This is a genomic window from Peptococcus niger (assembly GCF_900101835.1).
GTDB lineage: Bacteria > Bacillota > Peptococcia > Peptococcales > Peptococcaceae > Peptococcus > Peptococcus niger.
Genome location: NZ_FNAF01000001.1, coordinates 281,680 through 299,917 on the forward strand (window position 1 = coordinate 281,680; position 18,238 = coordinate 299,917).

Sequence of the window (18,238 nt, forward strand, 5' to 3'; positions counted from 1 at the left end):
GTTATTCCTCCTGTAGTGTCTCATCTGCAGCTGCACATGTTTCCGGAAGAGGGGGTAAATCTTCCAAGCAATCCAATCCGAATGTGCGCAAGAAGAGTCCCGTGGTCCCATATAAAATCGGTCGACCCGGTGCTTCTTTGCGGCCGCGTTCTTCCAAAAGGCCCCGCTCTAAGAGCGACCGAATCGGCCCGTCTGAACTGACGCCCCGCACACCTTCAATGTCAGCCCGTGTCACCGGTTCCCGGTAAGCCACAATGGCGGCTGTTTCTAAAGCTGCTTGAGACAATTGCGGTTGTTTTAGCGAAAAAAAAGCCTGCATATAATCCGCTATTTCCGCACCGACATAAAATTGATAGCCACCGGCAATGGCCCGTAAGTAAAAGCCGTGACGGCCGGGGGCGTATGTTTCACATAAATCGTTTAAAATGCTCTGCACCTCAAAATCTGCAACCCCGACGGTTTTCGCCAATTCATCAGATGAAAGGGGCACATCGGAAATAAACAGCAAGCCTTCGATAATGCGGTGCAAAGAATAATCAATACTCATAGTTTCCTTCCAATTGAGGATGTAACCAAATTTCACCAAAACGCTCCGTTTGAATCAATTGAATCGTATTTCTGTGTAAACACTCCAAAAGCGCCAGAAAATACCCGATCACATCGTACTTATTGTGTAACGTCCTACACAAATCGCTAAAGGTTAGTTTCCCACGTTCATTCACCCGATCAAGTAGGTCTACTGCGTAATCTTCAATGGAGATTTCCGCTCTTGTCAAATGGACTGCCGGTTCAGGGGCCTTCATGGCTTTTATAACCGCTTCATAAGCCGAGAGAAGGGCCTCCATTGGGACCTCTTTTAGTGGCAATTCCGCCTGGTACTGCTTGGCCAAGTCTGCTGTATCCACCAGCCGCGGCATTTGATGCTCTTCCTCTGCATAGCGTTGTTTCAAAAAATCCGCTGTTTCGCGGATCAAGCGGTACTCCAAAATCTGCGCCACCAGCTCTCGACGCGGATCGTTTTCTTCGTCAACTTTTAAGCGGGGCATTAACATCCGCACCTTAATCCGCACCAGATTGGCCGCCATCAGGACAAAACCGGAAGCGATTTCCAAATTCATGCTTTCGGCTTCCCGCAAATATGCCAAATACTGATCTGTCAGCTGGGCAATGGGAATATCCGAGATATCAATTTTGTTTTTTTCCAGCAGATGCATGAGCAAGTCCATCGGGCCTTCAAAATCATTCAATTTAAAAGCCAAGGCCGAATAATCTGCATTCATTAGTGTTTAATATCTTTCCAGCCGTGTTCTTGACGAATATCCTCCGGAACCTTCGACATAAACCAGCCATATAAAATCAGAAAAACAGCCATGTCATCCAACTGACCAATCAAGGGAATATCAATGATTAAATCATTCGGCCAAAGCAAATAGCCACCGGCCAAGCCAATAAAAGCAGCTTTTTGAAGTGTTGATATCCGCGAATCCCCAATCATCCGAAAAGAAGCCAAAACATTATTGGGTAAATGCCTGATTCTTTTTAGGTTGTTAATCAATGCCATTTTATCCCTCATTTCTTTCATCATAAAGTCAATATAGCATAAATGGGTATCCTTGACAATTTCTAGTTCTGTAAAAGAAGTGTAGCCACAAGATCTTTGCATTCTTTTTACTTGAATATAAAAAGCGCAACCAAAATCAGCACATTTTTGGTTGCGCTTACGGTTTCACGCCGTGCGCAAAACATCAGTTTAAATAATCTTCCTGTTCACTTTTCCCGCTGCGGGTCATTAAATCAAAGGCCGCTTCTTTGACGTCAGCCTTATCAAAAAGCACGGCATGCATGTGCTCCACAATCGGCATGGAAATCCCGGATGCCTGTGCCCGTTCATAGGCTGCTTTGGTGGTCGGGACCCCTTCCACCACCATGCCCATATGGGCCAGTACATCTTCCAAGGTCCGCCCTTCGCCCAACTGAACACCAGCGGTTCTGTTGCGGCTGTGGGAACTGGTGCAGGTAACAATCAAGTCGCCAACGCCGGTCAAGCCCAAAAAGGTCAAGGGATTGGCGCCATTTTTGACCCCCAGCCGGGAAATCTCCGCCAAGCCGCGTGTCATCAATGCAGCCCGCGCATTATCACCGTAGCCCAAGCCAATGGTCATCCCGATGGCCAGCGCAATAATATTTTTTAAGGCCCCGCCCAATTCTACACCGGTAACATCATCTGTGGTATAAAGGCGCAGGTTCTCATTCATCAAGTCTTTTTGCACCTGAGCCGCTAGTCCTTCATCTTTTGCGGCAGCCACCAAGGCCGTAGGCATATTGCGACCTACTTCCTCTGCATGGCTGGGCCCGTAAAGCACCACATAACGACCTTCAACATCGCCTAAGACTTCTGTATAAATGGTTGACAGCCGTTTACCGCTGTCAGCTTCCAGGCCTTTGGCCACATTGATGAGTGGCTCGCAACCGGAAAAACGCGCTTTATTGGCTTCTAAAAATGCCCGCTGTGCCTGAGTGGGCACGGCAATCAATGAATAATCCGCTCCGGCCGTTTGCTCAATGTCCGTTAGAAATTGAATGTTCTCATGTAAGTGAATCCCGGACAGGTAATGGGCATTCAGGCGGGTTGCCTGCATGGCATCCACTTGCTTGCTGTTCCGCGCCCAGAGCATCACCTGATGGCCATAGCTGGCAAAGCTCTGGGCCAAGGCCGTTCCCCAGCTTCCGGCACCAAAAATTGCAATGGTCGACATGGTCTCACCCCTTCTTACCCGGTCTGATTTTATTTTCTGTTCCATTTCTCAAGCGGCGAATATTACCGCGATGTTTCCAAATAACAAAGAGAGCGCAGCATGTAAACACCCCAATGACCAAGGGCTGCTCATGGGTTAGGATCAACATCAGCGGACAGAGAATTGCCGCAGCAATACTGCCGATGGACATATATCCGGTGGTGTAGGCCAAAAGGGCCAGCGTTGTCCCGCAAGCCAAAAAAGACAGGGGGGAGACATACAACAAAACACCGGCGCCGGTGGCCACCCCTTTGCCGCCGCGAAAATGGACAAAAACGCTCAGGGTATGTGCAATAACCGCAATGGCCGATGCCAAAAGCATCCCCATCTCATCCCCCAGGGCGTCACCAATACCGGCGGCCAAAGTGCCCTTGAGAATATCGCCAACTAAGACGACGGCGGCAGCTCGACCACCCAATACACGCAAAACATTAGTAAAGCCGGCATTCCCACTGCCGACTTTAAAAATATCCACTCCACGTGCTCGACTGACCAGCTGAGCAAAGGGAATCGCCCCTAAAAAATAGGCAATGACAGCGATAAGTGCAAAAGACAAGAATCCACTCACCATATCAATCCTCTTTTCGGTTTCTCAACTGCAATCTTAGCGTAGTCCCCTCAAATACGAAATAATCTCGAATCCGGTTTTCCAAATACCGCAGATAAGAGAAGTGCATGATCTCCTGGTCGTTCACAAAAAGGGCAAAAGTCGGCGGTGCCACACCGATTTGCGTGGCGTAATAGATCTTCAGGCGCTTGCCCTTGTCCGTCGGTGGCGGATTTTTTAAAACCGCTTCGCGGATGATATCGTTCAAAACGCCGGTTGGCACACGCATAAGGCGATTTTCCACCACCGCATGAACGGTCTCCATAATTTGACCGACCCGTTGCCCGGTCACTGCTGAAACAAAGATCATTGGTGCATAAGCCAGGAAAAGCAGCTCCCCCTTGAACTTATCCTCCATCTCTTTTTGCGTCTTATGGTCCTTTTCCACCAAGTCCCACTTGTTGACCACCAAGACAATGCCCTTGCCCTGCTCATGCGCATAGCCGACAATACGCTTATCCTGGTCGGTCAAGCCTTGCGACCCGTCTATAACCATCAAGACCACATCCGACCGGTCAACTGCATGGAGCGACCGCACCACACTGTATTTTTCCGTGGCCAATTCAACTTTCTTGCGCCGACGCATGCCGGCTGTATCCACCAGAATATAATTTTCGCCATTATACCGAAATGGCGTATCAATGGCATCTCGCGTCGTCCCGGGCACATCGCTGACAATGGAGCGTTCTTCGCCTAAAAGACGATTGCACAAAGACGATTTACCGACATTCGGCCGTCCCACAACAGCAATGGAAGACGCATCCACACCTGCAGTCACCGGCGGAGCATCCGGCAGAAGGCTGACCATTAAATCCAGCAAATCCCCTGTATTCCGCCCGCCCACGGCAGCAATCGGCACCAGGTGCTCAAAGCCCAGGCTATAAAATTCATAGACCGGCATCAAATCCTCAAAATCTTTCACTTTATTGGCAACCAAAATCACGGTTTTATCACTTTTCCGCAAGATTTGGGCCACTGTCTCATCTTCCTGGGTAACGCCGACAGAAGCATCGACCATAAAAAGAATTAAGTCCGATTCTTCAATGGCAATTTCCGCCTGTAACCGTACATTTTTTAAAATATGGTCCTTATCGACGGTATCAATGCCACCCGTATCAATGAGGGTAAACTGCCGCCCGTTCCATTCACCGTCTTCATAGAGACGGTCCCGGGTGACACCTGCCACGTCTTCAATGATGGCTTTCCGTGTCTGCGTTAGGCGGTTAAATAATGTTGACTTGCCCACGTTCGGACGGCCAACGATGGCTATAATCGGTTTCATGTAACCTCCCGATAGACCGCTTATTTCCGTCCTGTCATAGCGGCAAATTGACGTGCTCCCACATCTTTGGTCCGCACATTTTTAAACAACAGGCTGTTCAGCGGTTGTAAATAGTGTTGTTCCAAGGGCTCTACTGTCAACGAGACCATAAAGTACAGGTCTTTGACCAAATCAAAAACCGTACCATCGCCAAAGGAGGCGTCCAAGCCCTTGTCAAGGATGTCCCGCTGCATGGCTTCAATTTGGTCGATTTTATATTGTTCAATCATTTTTTCGAGTGCCGTAATATGGTCCGGGTTGTACAAAAGGCTCTTCACCAGGAGCACATAAGCCATATTCAGCGGGTAAGGCACGCTATCAATGTTAGCCAGGGTCAATCCATGGCGACTCACCGTTAAAGAGGGGTGAATCATGCGGTAAACACGCTGTAGGTCTTCGTCCGTCATCTCACGATCGGCAAAGACATCACCGACGCTGCGATCGTCTGCAACGACAAGGCCCTGCGCATTCCGGACAGAAACAGCCGGCGCAGACCAAACAAAGTTAGCATAGTCCTGATATTTAAACGGATCGTTCAAGACCCCCGGAATCGCATAAGACCTTTCGTCCGCCGTCAGCAGGCGGCGCAGGTTGTATAAAAGTTCCGTGTTCTTTTCACCATTCACCCAGGAAGCATTGTCAAAAAAAGCCGCCAAGGCCGGCTGGACAAGCGCTGCAGATTGGATGCGTTTTTGGAAATTATCCACATGCGCATATTGGAGACCGATAGTGGTTTCCGCTCCGGTTGCCAGCGCTTCTAAAAGGTCTCCCTGGCCTGCAGCCCATTGGGCCAGTGCCTGATATTCCGGGGTGGGGACGATTTCAATGTCCCCGGTAGAACTGACCGGTTGATGACCGGTCGCCAGGAGAATTTGACCGCGACGTTTCAGTTCTTCAAACAGGCCTTCAATAAAAGCTAAGTAGGCCCGTTCCAAGTCCTGCACCTGGCTAAATTCCTTAAAGCGCCAATTGACCTGTCCGCCTAACCCAAGCACCACACTTTCGGCGCCATTTTCAGCCCCAACCAGGACATCATCTTCCGTGATGCCCTTCCAGCCATTGTGAATCAGGCGTTCTAAAAGGCTTTTACTACCATTTTCATCTGAATAATTAACGGCCGTCAAGTCCTTGCTGTTGACCAACAAGTGGCCGAATGATACCCCCAGGGTAAATTCATCATGGGGGCGTTCAAATGATTTAAGGTTATTTATAATTGTTTGCATTGACATCATCACGTCTCCGTTTCTGTATCCTTATCTGAAAAAGCGTCATCATCCAAAATGTCCGCCAGTTGACGATACTCAGCTTCAAGTGCCAGAAGGTCTTCCGTCATATTTAATGCGGCCAACAGCAGTACTTCTTCATAAGCCGAGCGACGATCCTGACCGACCGATTCCATTTCTGTATTTAAGCGCTTCACCACAGCATCCACCCGGTCACTAGTCAAGTCGGATTTTAAGCGGATGCTTTTTCCATAAATTGTTTGTGTGGTCTCTTGCATGCCATTCATCCTTTCATAAAAGGCCGCATATAAACTCAGTATACCACAGCTTGGTTTTAGCGTCATCTTTTTCATAATCATAGGCGATTATGGGTATCTGTGGTATAATGTCTCATCAGCAAGGGAGGGATTATGTGTCCTTAGACGGAATGGCGCTTCGCGCCTTAAGCCAAGAATTACACAGCCGTTTAGCCGGCGGCCGTGTCGATAAAATTACACAACCGGGCGAACGTGATCTGGTCATCTACATTCGCGTAGCCGGCAAAACAGAGCGGGTCTTGTTTTCCATCAATCCACAGAATGCCCGATTGACCTTATCCCAAAAAACAGACCCAGGTTTGCGCGAAGCAACGCTCTTTTGCATGGTATTACGAAAGCACTTGATGAATGCCCAACTGCTTGCTGTTGCTCAGCAGGGCTACGAACGCATGGTGCACCTGGATTTTACCGGCCGCAACGAAATCGGTGACGAAACACAGCTCACCCTCATTGCCGAATTAATGGGCCGCTCCAGCAATATCATCCTGGTCAATTCGGAGGGCCTTATTTTAGATGCCATGCGCCGAGTGGGCAGCGGCACCAACAAATACCGGCAGATCCAGCCCGGATTGGCCTACGTTCCGCCGCCAGCGCAAGATAAAAAAGCCATTGATGACCTGGCCGATGGCGACCTCAGCGCCCTTATTTTAGCAAACGAATCCAATAAAAATATGCGAAACCTGCTGGTCCAAACTTTGGCCGGCATCGGTCCGCAAACGGCTGAAGACTTGCTCCTAAAATCAAGCATCGATCCGGACGGCACCGCTGATTATTTGGGCGCCGTAGATTACGCCCGTTTGGAAGCGGCGGTGGGCAACCTGGCGGCCATGGCCCGCCAGAATAGCTGGACCCCGACCATCTTGTGGAATGGCGGAGAGCCGGTTGCTTTCGCCCCCTTCAGCTTAGCGGCAGACGGCGGCTTTAGCGAAAAAAAATACGACAGCATGAGCCAAGCCGTCGATCTGTTTTATACCTACAAAGTTCGCCACGAGCGTTTTTTACAAAAGCAGGGGAACTTATTGCGCACCGTGCAAAAAGAAACAGAGCGCTGTGAAAAAAAATTGTCGCTGCAACTGGAAAAATTGGATGAGGCCCAATACGCCGAACGTGACCGCCTCTACGGCGAGCTTTTAACGGCCCAACTCTACCGCTTAAAGCAAGGCTCTGAAGCCATTGTGCCGAATTTTTACGATCCGGAGCAAGCCAACATCACCATTCCCATGGACCCGACGAAATCGCCCAATGAAAATGCTCAGCGCTATTTCAAACGCTACAACCGCGCCAAAAGCGGCGCCGAAAAGGCCGCCGTCCAAGCCGAGCAAACGCGCCAGGAAATCGCCTATTTGGCAAGCATCCGTGAAAGTTTGGACTTGAGCGAGGAATTGGCACAAATCAAAGAAATCCGTTCTGAACTGGAAGATGCCGGTTACTTAAAGCGGCAAGCCCAAAAGAAAGGCAGCAAAGCAGAAGCGCCGGCACCACCTCTAACCGTCCAGTACAAGGGCTATACCATTATGATCGGCCGCAACAACAAGCAAAATGATCGGTTGACCTTGCGTACCGCCAACGGCGGCGACCTCTGGCTACATACCAAAGAGATTCATGGCGCACACGTCATCGTCCGCCATCAAAGAGAGGCCTCCTTTCCTGACGACGTGAAAACCAAGGCAGCAGAATTGGCCGCCTGGTTTTCAAAAGCCCGCTACAGTGCCCAAGTCCCTGTTGACGCCACCTTAAAAAAATACGTTCACAAACCCAAAGGCGCCAAACCGGGGATGGTAATTTACACCGACCAGGAAACCTTGTACGTCACCCCTGATGAAGGGGCCTTGAAACCACTCCTTACCGCTGCAGAAAAAGATAAGGAAGCGTAATGCCCTATGTATATTGATCTGATTGTGGTGGGCAAATTAAAAGAGCGCCATTGGCGGGAGGCCTGTAGCGAATATGAAAAACGCCTGTCGCGCTACCACCGTCTTCGCCTGATTGCCGTGGCCGATGAAAAAGACCCACCCGACCAAAGCGCCAAAGCCATTGGCCAAGTTTGCCAAAGGGAAGGCCTCCGTATTAAAGAAAAAATAGCCCCGCACACTTATGTCATTGCCTTAGCCGTTGACGGTAAGCGCTATTCATCGGAAACATTCGCCCGTCATTTGGCCGACCTGGACGGCCGCGGACACACCCACCTGACCCTCATCATTGGCGGCAGTCACGGTTTATCCGATGATATTTTACAAATGGCAGATGAGAAGCTTTCCTTTTCAGACTTCACTTTTCCCCACCAGCTTATGCGGGTAATTTTATTGGAGCAGCTTTATCGTGCCGCCAGGATCAACGCCGGCGAACCCTACCACAAATAGGAAAGAGGTATTGCATGAAAATAGAAATTTACAGTGATTTTGCCTGCCCCTACTGCTACATCGGCAAACGCCACCTGGAGCAGGCCCTTAAGGAAATGAACCTGACCGAGAAAACAACCGTCCTCCACCGGGCCTTTATCCTTGACCCCGGGAAAATCAGTCATCCGGAGCGTACCTTTAAAGAGGGCTTAAACCTTCAAACAGCGGAAGAGCAGAAACGGATCGATGACTTGTTTGCCAGTATTACAAAACTGGCAGCAGAAATCGGTCTTTCCTACCACATGGACGGCATAAAAGACATTGCCACAGAAAAGGCACAACGGTTAACCCTCTGGGTTCAGGACCTAGAACCTGCCCTAACCCAGCAAGTAATTGATGCCATATTCCATGCGCATTTTATTGACAACCGAGACATTTCCGATACAAGCGTCTTGCTGGATGTCATCAAAGACCTGCCGCTTGACAGCCAGGCCGCTCAAGGCATCTTAGATGACCCGAAAGCCTATTTGGATCAGCTTTTTGCCGATGATGAAAAGGCCCATGCCCTGGACGTGGATTACATTCCGTATTTTGTGGTGAACGATGACGATCGCATTAGCGGTGTGGTCAATACAGAAAAGCTGAAAAATATTCTTGCCAGAAATATCTCCTCTTCAGACCAATAGCAAAAAATCCGGTCCACAGATTAAAGGCCCCTGCGAATGCCATTACATTCGCAGGGGCCTTTATCTTAGGTAAAAACAAACTAGGCGCCTACAAGGAAAGATATCCATAAGTAACCGATGCCGGCAATGCAAATAATTTCCACAACAGAAACCCAGAAGCCTGTTGCCCACCATTGCTTTTGGGTCGTATAGCCAGCTGCGTAATAAATCGATGCGGTACCTGTTCCGTAATGAGTCGTTCCAGGCGATACACAAGTCAATAGGGCAAAAATCATCCCGATGACCAGGGGATCTTGACCAATGGCCACCAACAAACCGACGCAAGGCAAGAAAAATGCCTGCATGTGCACAAAAAGGCTTGTCAGAAGGTAGTGGACATAAAAATATGCCAACACCAATGCCAGGTAAACCAAGAGAACAGGTTGATCGGCGAGCAGTGTTTGCAGCAATTCAACCAACCAACTAATCACACCATTTTCGTTCAGATAGGCCGTTATGGCAATGAGCGGCGCCAGCCACAAAAGAATATCCCAGGCCTTGTACTCTCGCACAATATCCTGATAGGAAACAATCCGGGTCAACAGAAGCGCCACAACGCCCATTAGCGCAACAGTTGCTGCATGCATCTGAATCAAATTGCCGACGCCCCACAAAATAATCATCACCAAGAAAATCACCGACATCATTTTTTCCTGCACACTGACAGCACCCATCCGCTTCAATTCCTGTTTGGCAAAGTTCGGAGCAATCTTCATCTCTTCTGCCGTCATATCTGGTTTGTTCATAAAATAAACCACCCACGGCACCGTTACCAAGGTCAGGAGAACCGGCACAGCGGCATAGCTAAACCAATCGGTCCAGCTGATCTCAACCTTGAAGCTTTTGGCCAACATTTCCGTTGCCAAGGGGTTCGTAGACATGGCGGTCAAAAATAAGGCACCGATGATTAAGTTCAGCTGAAAACTTGCGATAAACAAAAATGTACCGATTTTTTTCTCCGTATGCTTCTCCGGTGAAGACCCCACCGCCTCTGCCAATGCCTTGGTAATCGGGTACAATATTCCCGCCCCTCTGGCATTAGTATTGGGAACAAAAGGAGCTATCAGGCAATCACAAAAGCTGATGGCATAGACCAAGGCCACCGGATGATGACCGGCTTTGGCAATAAACTGATAAGCAATCCGATGCCCTAAAGCTGTATTTTTAAAGCCAATGGCCGCAAAAAAAGCAAATAAAACCAGCCAAACTGCCGGATTCGCAAAACCATTCAACAAGTTTTCAATCGGCATGGCGCCACTGACCAAAAGCCCGCAGATTAAAATTAAGGCCAATTCACCGATGCTGCCCGCAGAAACCAGACAGGCTAAAATAAAGCCGACAAAAAAAGCAAATGTTTTCCAACCTTCAGGAGAAACACCAGCGGGTGGCGTCAAGAGGGCCATACCAAGGCTAATAAAAATAACGATAAGTAGCCGCGGTAGTTTTATGCTATTTGTCGTCATAAGTCATCTTCTTGATGTATATCGTTACGGTAGAAACATTAAAAAGTTCTTCTGTCGGTAGGATGCACTGCTCCACCCGCCAAACCTGAAGCTTACCGCCAACCGTTTCGGGCATCGCGCGGGTTTCGCATTGGCTGCCCATGGGCACTGCTTTTAAATGATGGGATTCAAGACTTGTACCGACAGCTGCATAACCTTCCTGAATAAGCTGTACCGCCCCCATACCGGCCCCCTGCTCGGCAATAGCGGCAGACAGTCCACCATGGAGAATGCCGTTAATTTGTGTCATATTTTCTTTAACAGTCCATTTCTGAACCGTCAGCTCGCTGCTGACCTCAGTAAAATGAACACCACATTGTTCAAGAACATTCATCACAATCACCTCTCAATCCTACTATTTTTTAATTTACTCCACCAGGAAGTCAATCGTCCATCAATTTAAATTTCTGGATTTTTCCCAGCGAAGTCTTGGGTAAGGCGTCAAGATAAATAAACCGTTTGGGAATTTTATAGCCGGCCAAATGAGCCCGACAATGGTCTACCAAGGCTTGCGCCGTTGGTAACGGCCTCGTCGCCTTCTCTTCCATGACAAGATAAGCCCAGGGCACGTAGCCCCATTGGGTATCTGCATGACCGACAACCGCCACTTCAGCAACCCCCGGGTAGGTCATCAGGCAGCGTTCAATTTCCACAGCATAGATATTTTCCCCACCGGAAATAATCACATCTGTTAACCGGCTTTTCACATAGAGGTATCCGTCGCTATCCATAAGCCCGATGTCACCCGTTTTATACCAACCGTCAGCCGTAAAAGAGCGGGCATATTTTTCAGGCTGGTTAAGATATCCGCCGCAAAGCGCCGGTGACTGTATTTGAATCTCACCTGGATGACCTGTCGGCAAGTTGCCCTCACCAATGCGCAGCCTGTTCGGTAAAAGTACAAGGCCTGATGCCTCCGGTTTTCGTTCCGTGTCCGATAGACGCGTTGCAATGATTTGTGAGCAGGTTTCCGTCATTCCAAATGAACGAATGACAGGAATGCCCCGTTCTGCACATGTTTGTAAGAGGCCTTTATCAAAAAATCCGCCGCCTAAAAGCATATAACGAAAAGTCGGCGGATAGCTGCCTTCAGCTAAGTTTTCCAGTAGCGCCGCCAGTGTATAAGCCACGACCGAAACAATTCGCCCAGCTCCGCTGCATAAAAGGTCGTTCACGCGCTCTGCATCAAACTTCCGCAACAAATAAACCGGACAACCGTATACCAAGCCCCTGATTAAAATAGACAGTCCGCTGATGTGAAATAGGGGCATCGTGCAAACCCAGGCATCGTCCTCAACCACACCTGTGTTAAGGGCACCGGCAAGGGCTGAAGCATAGTGATTTCCATACGTTTGCATTACCCCTTTGGGATGCCCGGTCGTACCTGACGTGTAAAGAATACTCATGACGCGTTCAAGATCATAGGTTGGAGTACCGCATCCGCTACCGACAGGCATCTCTTGCGCCTGTTTTCTGATTTCCTCCAGGCACAAAGGCAAGAGCACTGAACCTGCTCTTTGCTGCAAGCAGCTGACAGTTTCTGTAAAAGGGCCTTCATAAATCAAGACCTCTATCTCCGCATCTTGAATTTGATACTGCAGCTCTTCAGGGGACAGTCGCGTATTTAGCAACACCATTTCAACATCTGTTTGCATAAGCGCCAAAATCATCAGATAAAAATCATCCGAATTATTGGCCAAAAGCCCCATACGACGAGGAGCCAGATCTGCGGTATGGCTCATGAGTGCCTGAAGATACCGGCAGGCATCCTCATACAGGGCGGCAAAAGTCCAAGACCTGTCTTCAAAAACCAAGGCTAAGGCATCTGGTGTCTGCTGAGCGCGTTTCATTAACCAATTGTCATGTAGCATGTAACTGTTCCTCAAGGAAACTTGGGAAAGGCATCAAAATCCGGATCTCTTTTTTCTAAAAAGGCATTTTTCCCTTCCTTGCCTTCATCTGTGGTGTAATACAGCATGGTGCAGTCGCCACCCAATTGCTGAAGCCCAGCCAAGCCATCCGTATCTGCATTCATTGACGCTTTGATAAAACGTAAAGCCGTCGGCGACATCATAAGCATGCGTTCGCACCATTGCAGGGTCACATCTTCTACCTCCGCCAGAGGCACAACGGTATTGACCCAGCCCATTTGGCAAGCCTCTTCAGCTGTATACTGACGGCACATAAACCAAACTTCTTTAGCTTTTTTGTGACCAATCACTCTGGCCAAATAGCCGGAACCATAGCCGGCATCAAAAGAGCCGACTTTCGGACCGGTTTGCCCAAAACGGGCGTTATCCGCAGCAATGGTAATGTCACAAACCAGCTGTAAAATATTTCCGCCGCCGATGGACCAGCCTTTAACCATGGCAACAACCGGTTTCGGCAAAATACGAATCAAATGTTGCAAATCCAGCACGTTTAACCGGGCAATCCCATCTTGGCCCACATAGCCACCATTACCTCGGACTTTTTGATCACCGCCGGAACAAAAAGCTTTATCACCTGCCCCGGTTAGGATGACGATGCCGATGCTCGCATCATCACGACAAATGGTCATGGCCTCAATCATTTCCTGTATGGTGAGGGGCGTAAAGGCATTGTGGACCTCCGGCCGATTAATGGTAATCTTGGCAATTTTTCCGGCACGCTCAAAAACAATCTCTTGATAGCTCTTAATTTCCATCCACTGCTTGTCCATAAGGTCTCCTTTCATAGAAACAAAAAATGGCTCTTATTATAATAATCTAACCTATCGAAATTCTACCACAATTTTACTTAATATACACTGCAAAAAATATTTTTCATAAAAAAACAGAGGTCACCAAAAAATGGCAACCATCTGTTTATAATGGTTATTTTATTCTGCCAGCAGCAGGCGCATAAGCGTATGCCCTTCAGGCACAACCCAGCCCGTTTCCTGCGCATGTTTTTCAGTATAACCTTTTGCCGGATGTGTCGGTTCCTGGTTGGATCGGTACAGGGTAAAGGGAATTGGGTCTGCTGTATGGGTGCGTTCAACAATGGGGGTGGCATGGTCCGGCATAAGGAGCAAGTGATAGGGCTCACCGGCTTCTGCCAGGGCCGCCATCAGCGGTTGTAAAACACGCTGGTCCAACCGTTCTATGGCCGTTATTTTTTCCACCGGGTTCCCATGATGACCGGCTTCATCCGGTCCTTCAAAATGCAGGTAAACAAAGTCATTGTCCTTTAAAATGGTCAAGGCGGCCGCCAGTTTGCCTTCATAATTGGTATCCAGGGTTCCGGTGGCCCCTTCCACTTCCGGTGCCGTCAAACCTGCTGACAGCCCCAAGCCTTTCAGGAGGTCCACTGCGCTGACCACCCCGCCGGTTTTACCATATAATTCCTTAAAGGAGGTAAGCGCCGGGCTGGTGCCTTCTCCCCAGAACCAAGCCAAGTTTGCCGGTCGTTTGCCATCTGCAATACGCTTGCGATTAACCGGATGATCTTTTAAAATCGGCATAGACGCACGCATAAGTTGATTGAAATAGTCCGCTTGTACGCCTTTCGGCAGATAGGCGCCGATTTTTTGCTCTAAAATATCATGAGGCGGTGTTTGGTCGGCCCCTGTCTGCCCACCATGAACCACCAGGCAGTGCCGATAACTGGTGCCGGTATAAATTTCATTCTCGGCCAGGGGCAAGGCTTCGTTAAGGGCCTGAACCAAGGCATCCGCTTCAGCTGTGGTTATTTCACCGGCTGAATGATCCACCATGGTCAAGTCTTCAAAGGCCCCATCTTCCGTTACCGTCACCAAGTTCATGCGATAAGTCACATCATCAGCTGCCAAGGGCACCCCAATGCTGACCGCTTCCAGGGGCGAACGCCCGCTGTAAAATTGAACCGGGTCATAGCCCATAACACAAAGATTTGCCACGTCAGAACCGGGCGGAAACCCTTCCGGAATGGTATGCACCAAGCCTGTATCCCCTTCTTGGGCCAATTTATCAAAAGTCGGAATATGAGCCGCCTCCAAGGGCGTCTTGCCATCTAAATCCGGCACCGGATAGTCGGCCATGCCGTCACCTAAAAGAACGATGTATTTCATCGAATCACCACTTTCCATGAGATAGAATTATGCTACCATAGACCTGCGTCCATATCGAGGGGGCAGGTGTCCATGTCTTATCAATAAATTTTATCAGACAGTATTATTCCCTGGATCTCTGCCCATGAATATTGCGGGAAGCCGGCTGCCGAGTAAAGGTTTTTCATGTCGCCATTGCGCATATCCTGCAAGGCATAGGCGGTCATACCCGAAGCCCGCATGGCCTCTAAAGCCGACAGGTCATCGTCAAACCCGATGCAAGCAGCGGCCGGAATGGCCAATTCACGACAAACCGCATCGTATAGAAACCGATCTTTGCCCTGCTCATGGGCCTTGGGCACGGTCATTTTCAATTGAAAAAGGTCCAGGACGCCGTGACGTTTTAAGGCCGCTTCGTACAAGACAGCCGGTGATAAGGTCACCAGGGCCAAAGGGACCTGCGCCTCTGCAAGGGCGGTCAAGACCTCTCTGGCCCCTTCTTTCATGGGAATTTGCTGGGCGTAAGCCTCTAAAGACAAGGCTTCCCACTCTGCCATAATCTCTTGTGGGCTCATGTCCAAATGGTATTTTTCAGCGACAAAGACCGCAGAAGCGCTGTACTCCATTTGGGTCACTGCCCGTGTGTACTCTGCATCTTTGGTCAAATGATGGCGTGCTAAAAAAACGTCATCCACTTGTTTCCATACGCCATTGGAATCCAAGAGGGTTCCGTCTAAATCAAAAATCGCTCCCTGCATAACATCTCCTGGTTTATGACATGCCTAACAGTATCGTCAATCGCTCCGGATGGCGGGCCAATTGAAAGGCATCCGCCGCATCCAATAAACCCCTTTGAACGTGATTGGCCAAATGGGCTTCAAAGCTCAATCCGCCGCCCTGGTTTTCAAGACTTTGCGCAATCAGGGACCAGGCCCCGTCTCTAATTTGACGGGCCAGCCCTTCAGATTGAAGCAAGACTTCCGCAACCGGTAAGAGCCCGTCTGTCAGCGGACTGGATATCAAGGTTTGGGCAACGACACCACGCAATACTTCCGCTAAAATGCCTTGCCACAAGGGGCGCTCTTCGGCATCAATCAAGTGCACCAACCGCATCAGCGCCTGAACCACATCTGCACTGTGCAGGGTCGTCATCACCAGGTGCCCGGTTTCGGCCAAATACAAGACGCCCTTTGCCGCTTCTGCTGTGCGAATTTCGCCAACCATGATGACATCCGGATCCGCCCGCAAGGCAGCTGCCAACAGAGGGGCCAGGGCCTCATCTGCTGTCAGCTCAGTTTGCGTAATAAGCGCCTCATCCGACGCCAGCAAATACTCCACCGGCCGTTCAAAGGTCATCAGGTGACCGCCGGCAGCAGCCCGGTGCTTCAGCATCGCAGCCAAGCTGGTAGACTTGCCGCTGCCTGTCGGTCCGGTTAGTAAAATCAAACCGCTTTTTTCTGTGGCCAGTCGCGCCAGCTGATCCGGCAAATGAAGCTCTTGAATATCCGGCACCTGGCCGGGTAAAAATCGCAAGGCCCAAGCTGAGCCGTGGTAGGTTTGGTAGCGATGCACCCGGACCCGGCGGCCGAACAAGGAAACTGCAAAATCATCTTGAACGGCTAGGCCTTGATGCTGAAAAAAGGCCAACAGGTCAGCTGCTGTCCATTGGACACCAGCTACCTTGTCAAGCTTTCCGTTTTTTCTCACGTAAACGCCGTCATGGGTAAAGTGAACATCTGTAACGCCGCTCTCCATGGCAGCCTGCAAAAATTCATTCATGTTATACTCCCTATATTCCTGGAGGGTCTACCTTGTCCAATTCTACAAACACCTTACTCTTACCCCTTATTTTTTTATCCGTTTGGGCCGTCTGCAGCGGCTTGGCGCTTTTTGCCTTGCGGCGCAGGCAAGAGGCCATTGCCCTATCGGCCAAATATATCGTCCTGCCGGCCATCTTTCCCGCCTTTTGGTCCATCGCTATTTTTAGTCGCACAGCCGATGCCCGGTTGGCGGCCTGGTATGTCCTCTTGGGCTGCCTGCTCTTCCTGCTCGCTTATGATGATTTTGCCTATCGGTCCATCCTAACCGTTGATTTACTGGCCCTTGCCGGCTTAATTGGGGTAGAAGTCCTTGTCTGGCAGACGCCGATCATGACCTCACGGCTGATTATGGTTGCCCTCGCCCTTGTCATCATCTTACCCGTCCTATACTTCTATCCGCAAGGGTTTGGGGAGGGCGACGGATGGGTCATCGGCCTGTCCGCCTTCTTATGCGGTGCCGGTTTTTATCCGCGCATCTTCCTCATCAGCATTATTTTAGCGCTTCTACAAGGAATCATCGATAGCATCTGGGTCGGTGCCGTCAGCCGCAAACCGATCCCCCTGGTCTCCTGGTTGGCCATCGGTTTGCTGATTGGCCTGCTCATTTGGCCCGATGCCCTGCTAAATTTTATTTAGGCCGCCAAGGCTGTATTGGTTTTCTGGGTGGATAGGTACAAGTTTTGGCCGTCGCTTTCTAAGGCAATATGCCCGCTTTGCTCCGTACTATAAACCTCTGCACCAAGCTTTTGCCAGCGATGAATCACCAATTGATCCGGATGACCATAACTGTTTGCCCCAACAGAAATAACCGCCAGCTTGGGCTTTACCGCCTGGACAAATGCCGGCGAACTGGACGTGGTACTGCCGTGATGACCAACTTTAATCACCGTTGAACGAATACCCTTGCCATATTTCGCCAAAACATCATCCTCTTCAGCCTTTTCAGCATCGCCGGTAAACAGGAAGTGATGGCGCCCGTAAGTTATCCGCATGATAATGCTCGCACTATTTCCGTCAGCCCCGCTGGCATCTCTCGGCCCCACCACCTCACAGGCAAGGCCTTTGGAAAAATTAATCCGATCTCCAGCCTGCAAGGCAACCGGGGTCAATCCCTGGACTTGCGCAGCGCTTAAATACGCAGAAAATATCCGGCTATCCGAATAGCCATTGCCGTAAAGGGCGGTCACCTGATATTTATTTAAAATGCCTACCAGGCCACCCATATGGTCCTCGTGGGCATGCGTTGCCACCACCGCCTCAAGCTGCCGAACACCATAGGCCGACAAAACATTGTCAACCGTCTGAAAAGCGGAAGGAACGCCAGCATCAATCAGCATTGCCTTGCCATCAGGAGCGATGATTAATGCGCTGTCCCCTTCGCCAACGTCAATAAAAATAATTTTCAACAGGCCATCTGTAGCCGTCGGTGTTTCCTCTTCAGCCGGTGCACATCCACCGATAAAGCAGACCATAATAATCCATAAAGCAATAACTTTCTTCAATGATTGTTCCTCCTGTGCTAGCCTTAAAGGCCCCTCTAT

At 49.7% G+C, this 18,238-nt stretch carries 20 protein-coding genes; 4 read left to right on the forward strand and 16 right to left on the reverse strand.

Annotated elements, in window-relative coordinates; all coding sequences use genetic code 11:
• Window position 1: 1 nt before the first annotated feature.
• From scpB to zapA, 8 genes are all read right to left on the reverse strand, one after another.
• Entirely contained in the window at window positions 2-547 is a 546-nt protein-coding gene (scpB, locus tag BLQ16_RS01480; protein WP_091790977.1) for an SMC-Scp complex subunit ScpB, read from the reverse strand.
• A complete protein-coding gene (locus tag BLQ16_RS01485) occupies window positions 537-1,280 on the reverse strand; it encodes a segregation and condensation protein A (RefSeq protein WP_091790978.1) in 744 nt (247 codons plus the stop codon). The genes scpB and BLQ16_RS01485 overlap by 11 nt, the downstream gene beginning before the upstream one ends.
• Complete coding sequence (locus tag BLQ16_RS01490; protein WP_159427932.1) at window positions 1,280-1,561, reverse strand: YkvA family protein; 282 nt, start codon at window positions 1,559-1,561, stop codon at window positions 1,280-1,282. The genes BLQ16_RS01485 and BLQ16_RS01490 overlap by 1 nt, the downstream gene beginning before the upstream one ends.
• A 184-nt stretch (window positions 1,562-1,745) precedes the next feature.
• Window positions 1,746-2,756 (reverse strand): NAD(P)H-dependent glycerol-3-phosphate dehydrogenase, encoded by a 1,011-nt coding sequence (locus BLQ16_RS01495; protein WP_091790980.1) that lies wholly within the window; start codon window positions 2,754-2,756, stop codon window positions 1,746-1,748.
• A gap of 4 nt (window positions 2,757-2,760) precedes the next feature.
• On the reverse strand, window positions 2,761-3,366 hold the full coding sequence (gene plsY, locus BLQ16_RS01500) for a glycerol-3-phosphate 1-O-acyltransferase PlsY (protein WP_091790981.1): 606 nt from the start codon (window positions 3,364-3,366) through the stop codon (window positions 2,761-2,763).
• Between the two features lies 1 nt (window position 3,367).
• The gene (gene der / locus BLQ16_RS01505; protein WP_091790982.1) at window positions 3,368-4,684 is read right to left on the reverse strand and encodes a ribosome biogenesis GTPase Der; all 1,317 of its coding nucleotides are present in this window, start codon (window positions 4,682-4,684) and stop codon (window positions 3,368-3,370) included.
• Window positions 4,685-4,704: 20 nt separating this feature from the next.
• Window positions 4,705-5,946, reverse strand: a complete 1,242-nt coding sequence (locus BLQ16_RS01510) for a glutamate-cysteine ligase family protein (protein ID WP_207645059.1) — start codon at window positions 5,944-5,946, stop codon at window positions 4,705-4,707.
• A gap of 8 nt (window positions 5,947-5,954) precedes the next feature.
• A complete protein-coding gene (zapA, locus tag BLQ16_RS01515) occupies window positions 5,955-6,224 on the reverse strand; it encodes a cell division protein ZapA (RefSeq protein ID WP_159427934.1) in 270 nt (89 codons plus the stop codon).
• Window positions 6,225-6,358: 134 nt separating this feature from the next.
• On the opposite strand from zapA, the gene BLQ16_RS01520 reads away from it, so the two are divergent.
• The 3 genes from BLQ16_RS01520 to BLQ16_RS01530 are packed head-to-tail and all read left to right on the forward strand — an operon-like array spanning window position 6,359 to window position 9,288.
• On the forward strand, window positions 6,359-8,137 hold the full coding sequence (locus BLQ16_RS01520; RefSeq protein WP_159427935.1) for an Rqc2 family fibronectin-binding protein: 1,779 nt from the start codon (window positions 6,359-6,361) through the stop codon (window positions 8,135-8,137).
• 6 nt (window positions 8,138-8,143) lie between these two features.
• Complete coding sequence (gene rlmH, locus BLQ16_RS01525; protein WP_091790986.1) at window positions 8,144-8,623, forward strand: 23S rRNA (pseudouridine(1915)-N(3))-methyltransferase RlmH; 480 nt, start codon at window positions 8,144-8,146, stop codon at window positions 8,621-8,623.
• Window positions 8,624-8,637: 14 nt separating this feature from the next.
• The gene (locus tag BLQ16_RS01530) at window positions 8,638-9,288 is read left to right on the forward strand and encodes a DsbA family oxidoreductase (protein WP_091790987.1); all 651 of its coding nucleotides are present in this window, start codon (window positions 8,638-8,640) and stop codon (window positions 9,286-9,288) included.
• An 80-nt stretch (window positions 9,289-9,368) separates the two neighbouring features.
• On the opposite strand, the gene BLQ16_RS01535 is transcribed toward BLQ16_RS01530, so the two are convergent.
• The 7 genes from BLQ16_RS01535 to BLQ16_RS01565 form a co-directional block, all read right to left on the reverse strand.
• Window positions 9,369-10,790, reverse strand: a complete 1,422-nt coding sequence (locus BLQ16_RS01535; RefSeq protein WP_091790988.1) for a DASS family sodium-coupled anion symporter — start codon at window positions 10,788-10,790, stop codon at window positions 9,369-9,371.
• Window positions 10,777-11,163: a PaaI family thioesterase gene (locus BLQ16_RS01540; RefSeq protein WP_091790989.1), complete on the reverse strand. Its 387-nt coding sequence runs from the start codon at window positions 11,161-11,163 to the stop codon at window positions 10,777-10,779. The genes BLQ16_RS01535 and BLQ16_RS01540 overlap by 14 nt, the downstream gene beginning before the upstream one ends.
• A gap of 49 nt (window positions 11,164-11,212) precedes the next feature.
• A complete protein-coding gene (gene menE / locus BLQ16_RS01545) occupies window positions 11,213-12,700 on the reverse strand; it encodes an o-succinylbenzoate--CoA ligase (protein ID WP_091790990.1) in 1,488 nt (495 codons plus the stop codon).
• Window positions 12,701-12,711: 11 nt separating this feature from the next.
• Complete coding sequence (menB, locus tag BLQ16_RS01550) at window positions 12,712-13,530, reverse strand: 1,4-dihydroxy-2-naphthoyl-CoA synthase (protein WP_200781852.1); 819 nt, start codon at window positions 13,528-13,530, stop codon at window positions 12,712-12,714.
• Between the two features lie 159 nt (window positions 13,531-13,689).
• Window positions 13,690-14,898: a cofactor-independent phosphoglycerate mutase gene (locus BLQ16_RS01555; protein WP_091790992.1), complete on the reverse strand. Its 1,209-nt coding sequence runs from the start codon at window positions 14,896-14,898 to the stop codon at window positions 13,690-13,692.
• An 80-nt stretch (window positions 14,899-14,978) separates the two neighbouring features.
• Window positions 14,979-15,635: an HAD family hydrolase gene (locus tag BLQ16_RS01560; RefSeq protein ID WP_091790993.1), complete on the reverse strand. Its 657-nt coding sequence runs from the start codon at window positions 15,633-15,635 to the stop codon at window positions 14,979-14,981.
• A gap of 13 nt (window positions 15,636-15,648) precedes the next feature.
• The gene (locus tag BLQ16_RS01565; protein WP_091790994.1) at window positions 15,649-16,656 is read right to left on the reverse strand and encodes a type IV pilus twitching motility protein PilT; all 1,008 of its coding nucleotides are present in this window, start codon (window positions 16,654-16,656) and stop codon (window positions 15,649-15,651) included.
• Between the two features lie 32 nt (window positions 16,657-16,688).
• Here BLQ16_RS01565 and BLQ16_RS01570 point away from each other — a divergent pair, with 32 nt between their 5' ends.
• Window positions 16,689-17,333, forward strand: a complete 645-nt coding sequence (locus BLQ16_RS01570; protein ID WP_091790995.1) for a hypothetical protein — start codon at window positions 16,689-16,691, stop codon at window positions 17,331-17,333.
• Here BLQ16_RS01570 and BLQ16_RS01575 read toward each other — a convergent pair.
• Window positions 17,330-18,199 (reverse strand): ComEC/Rec2 family competence protein, encoded by an 870-nt coding sequence (locus BLQ16_RS01575; RefSeq protein ID WP_091790996.1) that lies wholly within the window; start codon window positions 18,197-18,199, stop codon window positions 17,330-17,332. The two genes, BLQ16_RS01570 and BLQ16_RS01575, sit on opposite strands and share 4 nt — an antisense overlap.
• Window positions 18,200-18,238: the final 39 nt, after the last annotated feature.